The 16,575-nt window shown below is 39.7% G+C and carries 14 protein-coding genes; 11 read left to right on the forward strand and 3 right to left on the reverse strand.

From position 1 onward, the window contains the following. Position 1 precedes the first annotated feature (1 nt). On the forward strand, positions 2–685 hold the full coding sequence (locus RM549_RS12510) for a thioredoxin family protein (RefSeq protein WP_311685346.1): 684 nt from the start codon (positions 2–4) through the stop codon (positions 683–685). 158 nt (positions 686–843) lie between these two features. Here RM549_RS12510 and RM549_RS12515 read toward each other — a convergent pair whose 3' ends face one another. Beyond that, the gene (locus RM549_RS12515) at positions 844–1,575 is read right to left on the reverse strand and encodes a class I SAM-dependent methyltransferase (RefSeq protein WP_311685348.1); all 732 of its coding nucleotides are present in this window, start codon (positions 1,573–1,575) and stop codon (positions 844–846) included. Between the two features lie 296 nt (positions 1,576–1,871). On the opposite strand from RM549_RS12515, the gene nhaA reads away from it, so the two are divergent. The 10 genes from nhaA (at position 1,872) to RM549_RS12565 (ending at position 13,591) form a co-directional block, all read left to right on the forward strand. After that, positions 1,872–3,287 (forward strand): Na+/H+ antiporter NhaA, encoded by a 1,416-nt coding sequence (nhaA, locus tag RM549_RS12520; protein WP_311685350.1) that lies wholly within the window; start codon positions 1,872–1,874, stop codon positions 3,285–3,287. Positions 3,288–3,377: 90 nt separating this feature from the next. Next, entirely contained in the window at positions 3,378–5,780 is a 2,403-nt protein-coding gene (locus RM549_RS12525; protein WP_311685351.1) for a heavy metal translocating P-type ATPase, read from the forward strand. A 74-nt stretch (positions 5,781–5,854) separates the two neighbouring features. Beyond that, positions 5,855–6,040, forward strand: a complete 186-nt coding sequence (gene ccoS, locus RM549_RS12530) for a cbb3-type cytochrome oxidase assembly protein CcoS (RefSeq protein ID WP_311685353.1) — start codon at positions 5,855–5,857, stop codon at positions 6,038–6,040. Between the two features lie 10 nt (positions 6,041–6,050). After that, positions 6,051–8,246 (forward strand): cytochrome-c oxidase, cbb3-type subunit I, encoded by a 2,196-nt coding sequence (gene ccoN, locus RM549_RS12535; protein WP_311685355.1) that lies wholly within the window; start codon positions 6,051–6,053, stop codon positions 8,244–8,246. Between the two features lie 12 nt (positions 8,247–8,258). After that, positions 8,259–8,441 (forward strand): CcoQ/FixQ family Cbb3-type cytochrome c oxidase assembly chaperone, encoded by a 183-nt coding sequence (locus RM549_RS12540; RefSeq protein WP_311685357.1) that lies wholly within the window; start codon positions 8,259–8,261, stop codon positions 8,439–8,441. 1 nt (position 8,442) lies between these two features. Next, on the forward strand, positions 8,443–9,402 hold the full coding sequence (locus tag RM549_RS12545) for a cbb3-type cytochrome c oxidase N-terminal domain-containing protein (protein ID WP_311685358.1): 960 nt from the start codon (positions 8,443–8,445) through the stop codon (positions 9,400–9,402). Between the two features lies 1 nt (position 9,403). Further along, positions 9,404–10,828: a cytochrome c oxidase accessory protein CcoG gene (gene ccoG, locus RM549_RS12550; RefSeq protein WP_311685359.1), complete on the forward strand. Its 1,425-nt coding sequence runs from the start codon at positions 9,404–9,406 to the stop codon at positions 10,826–10,828. A gap of 152 nt (positions 10,829–10,980) precedes the next feature. Next, positions 10,981–11,427: a FixH family protein gene (locus RM549_RS12555; RefSeq protein WP_311685361.1), complete on the forward strand. Its 447-nt coding sequence runs from the start codon at positions 10,981–10,983 to the stop codon at positions 11,425–11,427. Between the two features lie 2 nt (positions 11,428–11,429). After that, positions 11,430–12,182 (forward strand): sulfite exporter TauE/SafE family protein, encoded by a 753-nt coding sequence (locus tag RM549_RS12560; RefSeq protein WP_311685363.1) that lies wholly within the window; start codon positions 11,430–11,432, stop codon positions 12,180–12,182. A 116-nt stretch (positions 12,183–12,298) separates the two neighbouring features. Next, complete coding sequence (locus RM549_RS12565; RefSeq protein ID WP_311685365.1) at positions 12,299–13,591, forward strand: carboxypeptidase-like regulatory domain-containing protein; 1,293 nt, start codon at positions 12,299–12,301, stop codon at positions 13,589–13,591. 57 nt (positions 13,592–13,648) lie between these two features. On the opposite strand, the gene RM549_RS12570 is transcribed toward RM549_RS12565, so the two are convergent. Beyond that, positions 13,649–14,962, reverse strand: coding sequence for a serine hydrolase domain-containing protein (locus RM549_RS12570; RefSeq protein ID WP_311685367.1), 1,314 nt, complete (start codon positions 14,960–14,962; stop codon positions 13,649–13,651). A gap of 84 nt (positions 14,963–15,046) precedes the next feature. Next, on the reverse strand, positions 15,047–16,573 hold the full coding sequence (gene malQ, locus RM549_RS12575; RefSeq protein ID WP_311685369.1) for a 4-alpha-glucanotransferase: 1,527 nt from the start codon (positions 16,571–16,573) through the stop codon (positions 15,047–15,049). Positions 16,574–16,575 lie beyond the last annotated feature (2 nt).

A 16,575-nucleotide genomic window follows, 5' to 3' on the forward strand; every position in this document is an offset into this window, starting at 1 on the left:
TATGAAAACAAAAACATTTTTACCCGTTCTGGCTCTTATAGCCACACTTTCTTTATTTAGTTGTAAGGATGCAGCTCAAAAAGACATGCCTGAAAATTCAGAAAAAAAGGAAATGGCCATTCTTTCTGAAGAAGAAACAACTACAGCTTACGGTTACACAATTGGCGATGAAGCGAACGATTTTAACCTGAAGAATGTTGACGGCTCGATGGTCTCCCTTTCAGATTATCCTAATGCCAAAGGTTTTATAGTAATTTTTACCTGCAATACCTGCCCTTTTGCAATGGCCAGTGAAGATCGAATTGTCGCTCTGGACCAGGAATTTAAAGAAAAAGGCTATCCTGTGATGGCCATTAATCCAAATAATCCTGAGGTGCAACCAGACGACACTTTTGATAAAATGCAGCAAAAAGCAGATGAAGCAGGATTTACTTTTCCTTACCTGTTTGATGAGAGCCAAACGGTGCATGCGAAATACGGTGCTACAAAAACCCCAAATGTATATTTGCTTCAGAAAGAAGACGGAAAAAATATTGTAAAGTATATCGGCGCCATTGATGATAATGTGCGGAATGCTGATGCCGTAAATGAACGTTTTCTGGCCAATGCCGTAAATGAACTTTTAGCGGGAAAAGAAGTGACTACTAAAGAAACAAAAGCGATTGGCTGCAGCGTAAAACAGTAGTTTTACGTTTGATCAAAACCTTGCATTCTGATTTTAAGGAATTATACCATTCCAAATAAAAACCAGAATTCTTCTCCTGGACTTCAGGACAAGAATTTTGGTTTTTTTATTTTCAGTTGTAATAAAAAATACTGCTTTTGAGTAAAATGGAAGAATGACTACTGAAATTTCCCCATTCTAAATAAAATGGGATATGTAATTTCCCCATTTTCGCCAAAAGCTTGTTTCAGGTCTTCTGCAATAAGATCTACCGGATTTTTACCGTTGGCTTTTTCATAATGCTTTACTGCAGACCATGTTTTTAAGTAGCCGATGAGCTGATCGTAGCTCCATTTTAGCTCTAAGGTAGTTTTTGGGGTTTCAATTTCCTTAAAAGGAAAGGGAATCGTTCTATATTCCTCATCCAGATATTTTCTTTCCGGATCCCAGTATTTGCCGATGATATTTTCGTAAAAGTGATTAATAACTTTATTGGTTTCGGGGTTACTTTTAAAAAGTCCGTAGCCAAAAATGGCAATTATCGCCCCGGGTTTTAAAACACGTTCAACTTCCCTGTAAAATTTATCAAAATCAAACCAATGAATCGCCTGCGCCACCGTTACCAGGTCAAAATGATCATCGGGAAAATTGGTAGCCTCTGCAGGCTGTATAGAATAGTCGATATTTGCCATTTTTGGGGCATGGCTTAACTGTTGCTCACTAATATCTGTTGCACAAACCCTATCAAAGAATTTCGCCAGTTCTGCGGCTACCTGACCATTCCCTGTACCACAATCCCAGGCATTTTTCTTATTCCGAAGCTGCTTTTCAATAAAATGATATACTTCTGAAGGATAAGTGGGCCGGAATTTCGCATAATCACCCGATTTTGTAGAGAAATTATCTTTCATAGTACGTCGTTTGTTTAAAATCAATAAGAACTTAAATAATTAAAGTCTAGATTCTTCAATTTTCTTCTCTTACCACTCTTTGAGGTATTAAACTTCAAATTTCAATTGAAAGCTAGGTTATAAATTTCGCAATTTTAATCTTTATTCCTCTTTTTCAAATTTCCATAGCTTTTTCAGAATAAAAAGATCACTAATACCTAAACCTGATATTAATCATATTTTGTAATACTACAAGTAAATATATTCGGCTGGAAATGCATTCGGAAGTAACTAACCTAAGTAATTCTTCGGCATATATGAAAAAGTCAGTATTAGACATTTACCTGCTCCTTCCAATCAAACAATTTATTGAAAAACAGAGTTCCGTTGGTTTACTGCTAATTTTCTCTGCCATTCTTGCGATGATTTTTGCAAATAGCCCTCTTGCAGAAAGTTATCATAGTTTTTGGAAACAGTACATCCATATAGGCTTTAATGATTTTGTTCTTCGTAAGAACTTGCTTCACTGGATAAATGACGGATTAATGTCTATGTTTTTCTTTCTGGTCGGGCTTGAACTCAAGAGGGAAATCCTTCACGGCGAACTCTCCAACCTACGTGATGCTTTATTACCCATAGCAGCCGCTATAGGCGGAATGGTTTTTCCTGCGCTCATTTATTTTTTCTTTAATGGTGGTACAGAGGCGATCTCTGGCTGGGGGATTCCTATGGCTACAGATATTGCTTTTGCTCTTGGTATTCTGTATCTCCTTGGTGACAGGATTCCGTTGTCACTAAAAGTTTTTCTTACCGCCATTGCCATTGTAGATGATTTTGGAGCAGTTATCGTAATAGCCCTCTTTTATACCGCCAACCTTTCCCTGATGAGTCTTGGGGTAGGTGCTTTCTTCCTGGTGATCCTTTTAATTGCCAATTTTCTGGGAATAAGAAATACGCTGTTTTATGCCCTTATGGGAATTGGCGGGCTTTGGCTCGCTATCCTTCTTTCTGGCGTACACGCTACTATTGCTGCGGTACTGGCCGCTTTCACCATTCCAACCAGCAAGAAAATAGATACTACGCTATTTCTTAGAAAAGTGCGGTTGCTGTCTTCCAGAATAAGAAGAATCCAAAATGATCCAAAAATTAAAGGGGAACATGAAAAAGAAAGCATTACCAATACCATGGAAAAATTTTCTTCTCTTACCCAGGATGCTACTCCTCCCCTGCAACGCCTTGAGCATGCGCTGCATCCTTTTGTTAGCTTTGTAGTGCTGCCGGTTTTCGCTTTTGCCAATGCGGGGGTTACCATTGATGCTACTGCACTGGGCTTCTTTACAAGTCCCGTGACGCTTGGTATTATTTTCGGGCTTATCTTCGGAAAATTTTTGGGAATAGTAATTTTATCGCGATTAATGGTTTTTCTGAAAATCTGCAAACTTCCCAAAGCAGTAGAATGGGAACATATTTATGGAGTAGGATTTCTGGCAGCAATAGGCTTTACCATGTCTCTTTTTATTACTGAACTTGCCTTTATTGACGAAGATTACCTGATACAGGCCAAAATTGGTATACTTTCAGCCTCCTTAGTGGCCGGAATCATTGGCTTCTTTTATCTTAAAAAGTTTACCAGTTCAAATAGAGGAAAAAAGACCGGTAGTTCTGCAAAAACCACTCAATCAAAAGGTCCCATAAACAAAAACATTAAAACAAAACCCTCATTTTCGGAGTAATTTTAAAAATCTCCTTTTATGATCTTCATCATATTTTATACCCTCATATTTTTCAAAATTTGCCTGTAAATTTCAATATTTCAGGGATTAATGGAAAAATGTTTTCACTGCGGTGACGATTGCCGGGATGAATTAATTCTTCACCGGGAGAAAAACTTCTGCTGTACCGGCTGTAAAACCGTATTTGATATTTTGCAGGATAATGACCTCTCCTATTATTATGATCTGGAGAAGAATCCCGGTATTTCTCCTAAAGTTTCTGAAGATAAATATGATTTTCTTCAAAATGAATCCATCCAGGAAAAATTACTGGATTTTAACGATGGAAACCACCAGATTGTTTCCTTTGTAATTCCTTCTATCCATTGCAGTTCCTGTATCTGGATCCTTGAAAACCTGAATAAACTTAACAAAGCTGTAAATTCTTCGCAGGTAGATTTTCCGAAGAAAACGGTGCGCATAAGCTTCTCTTCCAAAGATTTTTCTTTGCGTGATCTTGTGCTTTTGCTCTCCCGCCTGGGATACGACCCATATATTTCGCTGGAAGATTACGATGAAAAAAAGGCAAATATCGACCGTAGCCTTATATACAAACTCGGCGTTGCCGGTTTTGCCTTTGGAAATGTGATGTTCCTTTCTTTTCCGGAATATTTTGAAGTCGAAGAATTCTGGCTGGAGCAGTATAAAGGTGTTTTCCGCTGGTTGATGTTCGCATTTTCGCTTCCGGTGGTGCTTTATTCCGGTTGGGATTATTTTACCACGGCATATAAAGGTCTGCGCTCCAAAATGCTCAATATTGACATTCCTATTGCCCTGGGAATTGCTGTTTTGTTCCTGCGCAGTTCTGCGGAAATTATCCTGGACCTGGGCACTGGATTCTTCGATAGTCTTACAGGTTTGGTTTTCTTTCTTCTCCTCGGAAGGTTTTTTCAGCAAAAAACTTACGCCTATTTATCATTTGAAAGAGATTACAAATCCTATTTCCCTATTGCCGTTACCCGGATTAATACTGAAGAAGGCAAAATAACCGAAGAGCAGGTACAGGTTTACGAAATTGAAAAAGGCGACCGTATCATCATAAGAAATGAAGAGCTTATCCCGATGGACGCCATCCTGATAAAAGGGAATGCGCTCATAGATTACAGCTTTGTTACCGGAGAAGCTGAGCCGGTGGAAAAAATTAGCGGAGATAAGCTTTTTGCAGGCGGACGCCAGCAGGGAGGAATCATAGAAATTGAAGCTTTAAAACCTGTAAAACAAAGCTACCTCACACAGTTGTGGAGCGATGAAGTTTTTAGTAAAGATAAACGCGGCACTTTCCAGACACTTACCAATAAAATTAGCCGAAGATTCACCACAGCGGTGCTGTCTATTGCTTTTATTGCAACACTTTTCTGGCTAATTTACGACCCTTCCAAAGCACTGAATGTCTTTACAGCCGTGCTTATTATCGCCTGCCCCTGTGCTATTGCGCTCGCGGCTCCTTTTACTCTTGGTAACCTGCTTCGGATTTTTGGCAGCAACAAACTTTATTTAAAAGAAGCTTCGGTAATAGAGCAAATTGCAGAAGTTGACACTATAGTTTTCGATAAAACCGGAACCATTACTTCCAATAAGAGAAACACTATTACTTATGAAGGCATAGAATTAAATCCTTCTGAAGAGGAAATGCTGGGAAGCAGTCTGCGCGCTTCAAACCATCCGCTAAGCCGCGCACTTTATGAGCTGCTTAAAAAGCACAATATCGCCACTCCAGACGAATTTAAAGAATTAACCGGAAAAGGAATTGAAAGCAGCTACAAAGGCAGCCGAATGAAAATTGGTTCGGAATCTTTTGTTCGGGAAAATGCTTCAGCTAATGTTGCTACCCTGGAAAAACCGAATAAAACCGCTGTTCACGTCAGTACTAATAATAACTATAAGGGTTGCTATGTTTTTCAGAATGCTTATCGGGAGGGGATTTCAGAATTATTTGAAGAACTGGGACAGGATAAGGAGCTGGTAATCCTTTCCGGGGATAACGATGGGGAAAAAGAGAATCTACAGAGATTTCTTCCGGAAAAAACACAGCTTTTTTTTAATCAGAAGCCACAGGATAAGCTCGATTTTATAAAAAAACTTCAGCAACAGGGAAAAAACGTGATGATGGTTGGTGACGGATTAAATGATGCCGGAGCACTTGCTCAAAGTAATGTTGGTTTTGTTGTTTCAGAAAACATCAACGTCTTCTCCCCTGCCTGCGACGGAATTCTGGATGCAGAAAGATTTAAAAGTTTTAGTCGTTTTCTTCAGCTTTCCACTAAAGGAATCCAGGTGATAAAATGGAGTTTTTTGCTGTCACTCTGCTATAATATTATAGGGCTTGCATTTGCGGTTACCGGGCACCTATCACCTATTGTGGCAGCTATTCTAATGCCCTTAAGCTCAATAAGTATTGTGGTATTTACAAGTATTGTCACTTACAGACTTGGGAAGAAATTAAAATCTGAATAAAATCTTAAAACCTGATAATAATCATTTTTTAAAGTAGCTGCTAAGGATAGTTTTACAGCATCAAAAACTTAATTATGGAAATTATATACATGTTACTGGCTATAAGTGTTGTAGTGGCGCTGATCTTTTTTGTGGCCTTCATTTTTTCGGTAAGAAAAGGACAGTATGATGATATGTATACACCTTCTGTACGGATGCTCTTTGATGACGAGTTAGTAAAACCTAAAACCGAGAATAATAAATCTACCAAACACGAGTAATTAAATAAATATGGAAGTACAGCAGTTTTATTACGATAACAAGATCGTAAAGAAGTTTATCGTAGCTACAATGTTTTGGGGCATTGTGGGAATGAGTGTGGGTCTCCTTCTTGCATTCATGTTTTTGTTCCCTAATCTTACAGACGGAATTTCCTGGCTTAGTTTTGGCCGTCTTCGTCCGCTTCATACCAACGCGGTAATTTTTGCCTTTGTTGGGAATGCGATTTTTGCCGGGGTCTATTATTCCACTCAGCGTCTTCTTAAAGCCAGGATGTTTAGCGATGTGCTAAGTAATATTAACTTCTGGGGCTGGCAGGCAATTATTGTTGGTGCGGCCATAACCCTCCCGTTGGGCTTTACCTCCTCTAAAGAATATGCAGAGCTGGAATGGCCTTTTGATATTGCCATAGCGGTAATTTGGGTTGCTTTTGGCGTTAACCTTATAGGGACGATCCTTAGAAGAAGGCAGCGCCACCTTTACGTTGCAATCTGGTTTTACCTCGCCACCTTTGTAACGGTTGCAGTACTTCACATTTTCAATAACATTCAGCTTCCTGTAAGTGCATTAAAAAGTTACTCTGTGTATGCCGGAGTTCAGGATGCACTGGTACAGTGGTGGTACGGCCACAACGCCGTGGCGTTCTTCCTTACCACGCCGTTCCTGGGGCTTATGTATTATTTTGTACCCAAGGCAGCAAACAGGCCGGTTTACTCCTACCGACTTTCCATAATACATTTCTGGTCGCTCATCTTTATCTACATTTGGGCGGGACCACACCACTTGTTATATTCATCATTACCAGACTGGGCACAAAATCTGGGGGTTGCTTTTTCTGTGATGTTGCTTTTCCCTTCCTGGGGAGGTATGATTAACGGATTACTTACCCTACGTGGCGCATGGGATAAAGTGCGGGTAGATCCTGTTCTTAAATTTATGGTAGTAGCGATCACCGGCTATGGTATGGCCACTTTTGAAGGTCCTATGCTTTCCCTAAAGAACATTAACGCCGTAGCTCACTTTAGTGACTGGATTATTGCTCACGTTCACGTTGGTGCTTTGGCATGGAACGGATTTTTGACCTTCGGAATGATTTACTGGCTTGTACCACAGTTGTTCAAGACAAAATTATATTCCATAAAACTGGCAAACGCCCATTTCTGGATTGGAACTGTTGGTATAATCATGTATGCTTTACCAATGTACGTTGCAGGTTTTGTTCAGGCTTCTATGTGGAAACAATTTAATCCTGACGGAACCCTTGTTTATGGAAACTTCCTTGAAACAGTAACCGAAATCATACCAATGTACTGGATGCGTGCTATTGGTGGAAGCCTCTTTATCCTTGGAGCATTTATAATGCTTTACAACATTGTAAAAACAGCGAAGAAAGGTAGTGAAGTTAGTGATGAATTAGCTGAAGCTGCAGCATTAGCACCTGTGACAAGTAAAAGAACAACAGGTGAGGCTTACCACAGCTGGTTAGAAAGAAGACCTGTGCAACTTACCATTTTTGCCACTATAGCTATTCTTATAGGAGGTATCGTACAAATTATCCCGTCGCTTATGGTAGATGAATATGTACCGAAGATCACCAGTGTAAAACCATACACTCCGCTGGAACTTGAAGGCCGGGATCTTTATATACGCGAAGGATGCGTTTCCTGCCACTCCCAAATGGTTCGTCCATTTAGAAGCGAAGTGGAACGTTACGGAGAATATTCTAAAGCGGGGGAATTTGTTTATGATCATCCATTCCTTTGGGGCAGTAAACGTACCGGACCCGATTTGCTAAGAATTGGTGGAAAATATTCAGATAACTGGCATTTAAACCACATGTATGATCCGCAAAGTACTTCTTCAGGTTCTATTATGCCGGCGTACCAATGGCTGGTTAAACAGGAACTTGACAAAAGCGATACTGAGGCAAAAATGCGTGCGATGGTTCAGCTTGGTGTACCCTATACTGAAGAAGAAATTGAAAAAGCACAGCAATGGATGACAGAACAGGGAACGCAAATCGAAGAGAACCTTTACAGCGATCCGGATTTTGTAAAAACCTATGAAGCCGATAAAAAATATGCAGCTGAAAATAACCTGGAATTTACAGAAATGAGAAACCGGGAAATTGTAGCCCTTATAGCCTATCTGCAACGTCTTGGAACAGATATAAAAGTTAAAAACGCAAAAGAAATTTCTAGCAACTAAAAACCGTTAATCATGTTAAAATTTATAAAAGGACCCATGGAAAGTATAGAAGGCGTAGCCATTTATCCTATGATTTCCCTGCTAATCTTCTTCTTCTTTTTCGCCGGATTGTTCTGGTGGGTCTTTACAGCTAAAAAAGATTATATAAACGAGGTGAGCAATTTACCATTGGACCTTAATGAAAACGAGAATTAAAATGAAAATAGCTCCGATTTTAAGAGTAACAGGACTGGTGCTTCTGGCGTATTTTCTGCTGGAAACCACCCTTGATACAGGAGATAAATATGCAATTGTAGAATACCCGGTAATCTGGCTTATTCTGGCCGTTATCCTGGTATTTGCCATTGCCATAGAACTTTCTGTAGGTGCACTGGAAAATGTTTTGTACAAAACTTTAAAACCAGATGCAAAAGTACGCTACGATCTTGCCGCACAGCAGCGTGAAGAGAATCGTTTCGCCTGGCTTAAAAAAACGTATAACAAACTACTGGATAAAAAACCTCTTGAAAAAGAGGCTGAGATTGTTCTTGATCATGATTATGACGGGATTAGGGAGTTGGACAATAACCTGCCGCCGTGGTGGCTGTATGGCTTCTATATCAGCATAATTTTCGCTGTGGTTTATATGGCAAATTATCACATTTTTGGCGGTACAAGCCAGCAGGAAGAATATGAGATGGAAATCGCTGCTGCCCGGGAAGCAGTAGAAGAATATAAACGTACAGCACCAGATCTTATTGATGAGAACACTGTAGAACTTCTTACCGGGCAGGAGGATATAGACGCGGGTAAAACTATTTTTAGCGCAAATTGTGCGGCCTGTCATAAAATGGATGGCGCCGGGGGTATTGGTCCTAACCTCGTCGATGATTACTGGATTTTGGGTGGCGGAATTAAAAATGTCTTCCATACAATTGCTGAAGGTGGACGTGCCGGCAAGGGTATGGTTTCCTGGAAAACCGATCTTAAACCTAATGAAATGGCACAGGTGGCCAGTTATGTTTTAAGCCTGCACGGGACAGAACCTGTAGATCCTAAAGAACCTGAAGGGGAATTATGGATGGATCCCGATGCTAAAATTGATGAGGCCGATGTAGATGTAGTTGACCCGAATGAATTGGAAATGGAGTTAGATAACACAGGAAGGGAATATTAAGATGACTAAGGAGCAGAAAGACGAGAAGTTCAGAGACAAAATTGCAACATTAGATTCCGAAGGAAAAAGATCCTGGGTGTACCCCAAGAAACCTTCCGGAAAGCTTTATGAATACCGCAAATATGTAAGTTATGTTCTTCTGGCGTTTTTCTTTGCTGCTCCTTTTATCCACGTGAATGGAAATCAACTCCTCATGTTTAATGTGGTGGAGAGAAGGTTCAATATCTTCGGATTTCCGTTCTGGCCTCAGGATTTTCATCTTTTTGTAATTGCAATGATCATAGGGGTGATTTTCATCCTGCTCTTTACCGTAGTCTTCGGAAGGATCTTCTGCGGATGGATTTGTCCTCAAACGATTTTTATGGAAATGGTTTTCCGAAGAATTGAATACTGGATAGAAGGAGATCGGGGAAAACAAATAAGACTGGACAAACAGCCGTGGGATGCGGAGAAAATCAGGAAAAAGGGAATTAAATGGAGTATTTTTCTATTGATTTCATTTATTATAGCCAACATCTTTTTGGCGTACCTGATTGGTAGTAAAAGATTGTTGCAGAATATAGCCGACGGTCCCGAAGCTCATGCCAGCACCCTTATTTCGCTTTTAATATTTACTGCCGTATTCTACTTTATTTTTGCCTGGTTCAGGGAACAGGTTTGCGTTATAGCATGTCCTTACGGCCGACTTCAAAGTGTGCTGCTTAATGATAAATCCATTGTAGTGGCCTACGATCACAAACGTGGTGAAAAGAAAAAAGGACGGGCAAAATTCAGTAAAAAAGAGAATCGTGCAGCGACTGGAAAAGGAGATTGTATAGACTGTTTCCAATGCGTGCAGGTATGCCCAACCGGTATTGATATTAGAAACGGAACACAGCTGGAATGTATAAACTGTACGGCGTGTATCGATGCCTGCGACAGCATGATGGAGGCTGTTGATCTTCCAAAAGGTTTAATTCGCTATGCAAGTGAAGAGAATATTGAGAAAAAGGTGAAATTTACTTTTTCTCCGCGTTTAAAAGGATATACCGCTATTCTCACTATTCTTATTGCTCTTTTTAGCGGAATGTTGTTTTTGAGAAGTGATGTGGAAGCAAGAATCCTGAGGTTGCCCGGGCAGTTATATGAGCATAAAGATGATAATATAATCAGCAATGTCTATACTTTTAAACTGGTAAATAAAACCAATGAAGATATTGCAGATATCCGGTTTGAACTCCGCTCCCATAACGGAACCATTAAAGTGGTAAAGCAAAATGAATTAATTGTACCGGGACAGGGATTGGCAGAAGGAACGCTTTTTATAGAAATTAATGGCGCTGCCCTGGAGGATGAAAAAGACAAATTAAAAATAGATGTTTACAGCGGCGACAGGTTTGTAGAAACTACTTCTGCAACCTTTATGGGCCCACGAAGCTATAATTAGAAGGAAGTTAACGAGTTAAAAAGGGAAAGAGTTAAAGAGGGAAAAATTAAAAAGAGGAAAGAAGAAAGAGGAAGTTCAGAAAAAATGTCACATCGAGCGAAGTCGAGATGTCACTCTCTTCACTACTCACTCTCCACTAAAAAATAAAAATCATGAAAATAAATTGGGGAACAGGACTGGCCATAGGAATGGTAGCATTTATAAGCTTTATCATGTACTTTGTGGTAACTATGCTTACCAATAAAGAGTTTGAGCACGATCTTGTAACAGAAGAATACTATAAAGCTGAATTGCACTTTCAACAGGATATAGATGCTGAAGAAAATGCCAATGCGCTTCCGGAAAATATTCAAAGCGAAAGAACAAAAGATGGGTATCTGCTGAAGTTTCCTGAAAGCCTCGTGATCTCTGGGGTTAAAGGAAACGTTTATATGTACAGACCTTCCAATGAAAAACTGGATTTTAATATTCCGTTTGTACTTGCAGGTACCGATTTGCTTATTCCGGACGAGAAAATGATAGGCGGTCGCTGGAATATACACGTAACCTGGGAACACCTCGGGAAAGAATACCTCTACAAAACCGAAATACTGTATTAAGAATGTTACTCTCCGCGCTAATATTTGGTCTTTTAGGCAGCTTCCATTGTGTTGGGATGTGCGGCCCAATTGCCTTTTTATTACCCGTGGACAGGAACAGTAAGTCGAAAAAACTTTTTCAGATTTTCATCTATCACTTCGGAAGAATTCTCGCTTACGCTATGATTGGTTTGGCTTTTGGATTGGTTGGAAAAAGTCTTTCCCTCTTTGGGATGCAACAACAATTGTCAATTTTAATAGGTGTCCTGATGATAATTGCCATTTTGATGCCCTCCCAAAAATTCAGCAAATACAATTTCTCCAAACCTGTTTTCAGGATAATCGGAAAGGTAAAAAGCAGCCTGGGCAAAGAATTGAAGAAGAAAACGCCGGACACTTTCCTTACAGTCGGTTTTTTAAACGGATTTCTTCCCTGCGGACTCGTTTATATGGCAATTTTCGGCTCTATTGCCAGCGGAAGTGTCCTGGAAGGCAGTCTTTATATGATTCTCTTCGGAATTGGGACTATTCCGTTAATGACAACAGCCATTTGGCTTGGAAATTTCCTTTCGGGGAAGGCCAGGCAGCATATAAGGCGTGCAATTCCGGTTTTTGTGGTCATTATGGGACTTCTGTTTGTGGTTAGAGGTCTTGGACTTGGAATTCCGTATTTATCTCCGCAACAAATGACAGATAAAGTAGATGCAAACTTTAATTGCCACAACTCTTCTCAAAACACTATGCCGAAAACTGCCATTTTCAGCACCTCCCATTAAAACCGGCTGATTCCTTTTGGCTTCTGCTCCTTTTTGGAAATTCCAAATTTATTTAACTAAAAATTTGTTAAGAAGGGAGTGATATTTATTAACTTAGGAAGCAAAAATTTAATGCCATGGAAACAATAATTTCAAACTTCGGTTTGCGCAAAATGTATAGCACGCTTCTTTTGCTCATTTTCGCACTTTCTCCCGCTCTTGGCGCTGCTTTTCAGGAACCTCAAACAAATTCTGAACAATTCAGTGTCTACAAAGGCATCGTTGTAAACAGCGAGTCTAATGATCCTATAGCTTCTGCTTCAATTGCTGTAAACAGGAGTAATATCTCCACCATAAGTAATACTGATGGTGAATTTTCTTTACGCGTTCCAGATAACCTTTTACCTGTAACCGTTACAGTCTCTATGCTAGGTTATAATAGTAAGAGTGTACCGTTATCCTACTTTCAGGATAATAACAGGATAGAATTGATAAATTCCGTAGAAGAACTTTCAGAAGTGAACATATTTAATGCCAATGATCCCAGGAGATTAGTGAATAAGATGCTTCAGAAAAAGGATGATAATTACTTTTCAGATGAAACCTTAATGACCTCTTTCTACAGGGAAACCATCAAAAGAAGACGTACTAATGTTTCTTTATCTGAAGCGGTTGTGAAAATTCATAAGAATCCGCATACTTCCAATAAAAAAGATCTCGTTTCAATCTACAAATCCAGAAAGAGTACAGATTACGATAAACTTGATACCCTGGCACTAAAGCTAAGGGGTGGACCATTTAATGCGCTTTATTTGGATCTAATCAAGTATACAGAATATGTTTTGCAGCCGGGAATGACTGACAATTATGAATTTAGCTTCGACGAACCCACCAAAATTGATGAACATTATATTTATGTAGTGAATTTTGAAGAAAAAGATAAATCAAAACCTTGGTACTTTGGGCAATTATTTATTGACGCCAATTCTTTAACCCTTGTGCGCGCAGAATATAAACTGAATGTAGACGATCGTCGCACCGCTACACAAATGTTTGTGAAAAAGAAACCATCGGGTTCCAAAGTCTATCCTGTTGATCTCTCTTATCAGGTAGATTATGTAAAAAATGACGACGGAAAATGGCATTACTCCTATGGAAACGCAGTTATGGAATATGTAGTGAACTGGAAGAGAAAAATCTTTAATTCCCGCTACACCGTGAATAGTGAAATGGTAGTAACCGACTGGGAAAAGTATACCGATAACGGAGATCAAAAAAATACAAATTATATTGATCCTTACGTGGTGATGAGCGATGATGATGCTGGCTTCTATGATGCTGAATTTTGGGGAAATAATAATATAATTGAGCCAGAAAAATCTATTCAGAATGCCATTGAGAAGATCCAGAAGAATATGGAAAATAATTAAATTACAGTAATTTTAAATCGCCTGTTGCCTAGTGCAACAGGCGATTTTTTTTGCTCGTTAATTATCAACACCAGCCATAACCATCTGTCGAAATTTCCAGTCGGTTTGATCTCCTGTACCACCAGAAGTTTGTTTCATTAAAATTCCAATGATATTTTCTTCAGGATCTGCAAAATACTGTGTATTGAAGTACCCTCCCCAATCAAAAGTTCCGGTGCTGCCAATACCTCCCATTGCCTCTCCTTCAGGAGTTACTACAGAAAAAGCAATTCCGTGGAATTTATCTTTTCCGCCAAAGAGATCACCCGAATGATTTTCTAAAATACTCTCTACAGTTGTACGGCTTAAAAGTCGGGTGCCATTAAGTTCTCCTTTGTTCAGATACATCTGAAGAAAAGTTGCATAATCTTCTGCTGTACTGGAAAGTCCGGCTCCACCGGAATAAAAAGTACGGGCACCTTTAACAGGATAATTAGGATCATAGAAACCTGGCTGAAGGTTCTTCCATTCCCCGTCTTCTTTGTATTGAACAGAAACCAACCTCTCTTCATTTCTTTCCGGTTGATAAAATCGCGTGTCATCCATTTCCAACGGATCAAAAATATGTTCTACAAGATAATCACTAAAAGATTGTCCCGAAACAACTTCTATAAAATAGCCCAGCACATCCAGGCTCATACTATAAGTAAATTTTTCACCTGGATTGTGATGCAGCGGAAGTTTTCCAAGCTTTTTAATCACCTCCTCAATTTCCACATTATCGGTAGTAAATAACTCTGTCACTCCGGCTTTCTGATAAATTTTTCTAATCCTTGCATCTGCATCTATCATTCCATAACCCAGTCCGGAAGTGTGTGTTAGCAAGTGCCTGATGGTAATTTCCTTATCTGCAGGTTTCGCAGTATATGAAGAATCTGCTTCGTTAAAACTTTCCAGCACCTGCGGGTCCTCAAATTCAGGGATATATTTTGAAATAGGATCGTCGAGTTGAAACTTTCCTTCTTCCCACAGCATCATAACCGCCGTTGCAGTTATGGCTTTGGTTTGGGAAGCAATCCTGAAGACATCATCTTTTTCCAGCTTTTCCCCTTCAGCATTTGCTTCTCCAAAAGCTTCGTGGAAAACAATTTTCCCATCCTTTACTATTAGCGCAACTGCTCCGGGAATTTGATTCTCATCTACTGCAGTCTGCAGCATATTACTAATCCTGTCCAGCCTTTCTGAAGACATTCCCACAGTTTCGGGAGCATCTTCAGAAAGCGGTTCTGAATGCTGTGAAGAAGCGGTTTGTGCATGAAACGCAAATGTAGAAGCAAAAAACAAGAGGCCCGTTAGCCCCTGTTTTAACTTTAATGGAAGTGGAAACAGCATAAAATAAATTTTTGGTTCAGGTAAAGTTAGAGAATTGTCATTTAAAACCAGAACCTTTTCTGCTGCTGTTCCTTATTTCTTTTTCTACACAGACTTCTTCACCTGTTTTGGCTCTTTAAACCTCCCAAAGAGAATATTTTGTTCCCTTAAATCCTTTGCCGCTTCCACTGGGATCTCATTCTCTTTAACACGCCAGGTCCAGTTTCCTTCAATACTTCCGGGTGTATTCATAAGTGCCTCTTCCCCAAGCCCGATTATATCCTGAAGTGGAAAAATGGCAATTTTCGCCACAGATCTCAGGACGATCCTGTGCAAAATTTCATGTACATTCTTCTCGGTTACCCGCTTATCTGAATAATTCTGTAAATGTCGTCTGGTAACCTTGTCGGAAGCCTTAAACCAGCCCCTGGTAGTGTTGTTATCGTGCGTACCGGTATAAGCGATGCTGTTGGATTTATGATTAAAAGGCAGGTATGGATTTTCTGCTTTTTCTTCACCAAAAGCAAATTGTAAAACGTTCATTCCGGGGAAATCAAATTTCTCCAGTAAGTCGTAAACCGGTTGATCCAGCTGTCCAAGATCCTCGGCAATAAAAGGCATTTCCGGAATTTCCTTCTCAATAATTTTAAAGAATTCCATTCCCGGGGATTTTATCCATTTTCCGTTTATTGCCGTTTCTTCTTCTGCAGGCACTTGCCAGTAGGCCGCAAAGGCCCGAAAATGATCAATCCTTACCAGGTCGAACAACACCAAATTCTGTGTTATCCGGTTTACCCACCAGCTGTAATTATCTTTTTTAAGTGTTTTCCATTCAAAAACCGGAGTTCCCCAAAGCTGACCTGTTTCACTGAAATAATCGGGTGGGACACCCGAAATATGGGTTGGCTTTTTGTCTGCATCCAGTTTAAAATATTCGGTGTTCGCCCAGCAATCTGCACTTTCATGGTTCACATAAAACGGAATATCTCCAATTAGCTGCACATCATTTTTATGTGCATATTCAGTGAGATCTTCCCATTGCTTAAAGAATAGGTACTGAATAAATTTTTCCTTTTCGATTTCTTCTGAAAGATCTTTTTCTGCCTTTTTTAATGCTGCAGGTTTCCTGTCCCGCAACTCTTCCGGCCATTCCAGCCAGCCTGTTTGGTATTTATTGGAAAGTGAATTATAAAGTGCAAAATCATCCAGCCACGCAGAATGTTTTTTAAAGAAGCTCTTAAAGTCCGGAAATTCTTCTTTTCGCTTTTTAAAATTAGTGTATGCCGAATCCAACAATTTAGTTTTATACGCTTCAACCGGCTCAAATTCCACCTTTTCATCTGAAATTTCCTTCGGAAGTGAAAACTTATTTAAATCAACCAGTTTTTCTTTCTCCAGCAACTCCGGACTAATCAACAAGGGATTACCCGCAAAAGCCGAATAACTGCTGTACGGAGAATGATGAAATGTGGCATGGGTAGGATTTAATGGCAGTAATTGCCAGTATTTATGCCCCGAGACTTTTAGAAAATCGACAAATTTATAAGCAGAAGTTCCTAAATCCCCAATACAGTATTTTGAAGGTAAAGAAGTTATATGCAGCAGAATTCCGCTACTTCTGGTTAATTCCATAG

The organism is Autumnicola patrickiae (assembly GCF_031846525.1).
Classification (GTDB): Bacteria; Bacteroidota; Bacteroidia; order Flavobacteriales; family Flavobacteriaceae; genus Autumnicola; species Autumnicola patrickiae.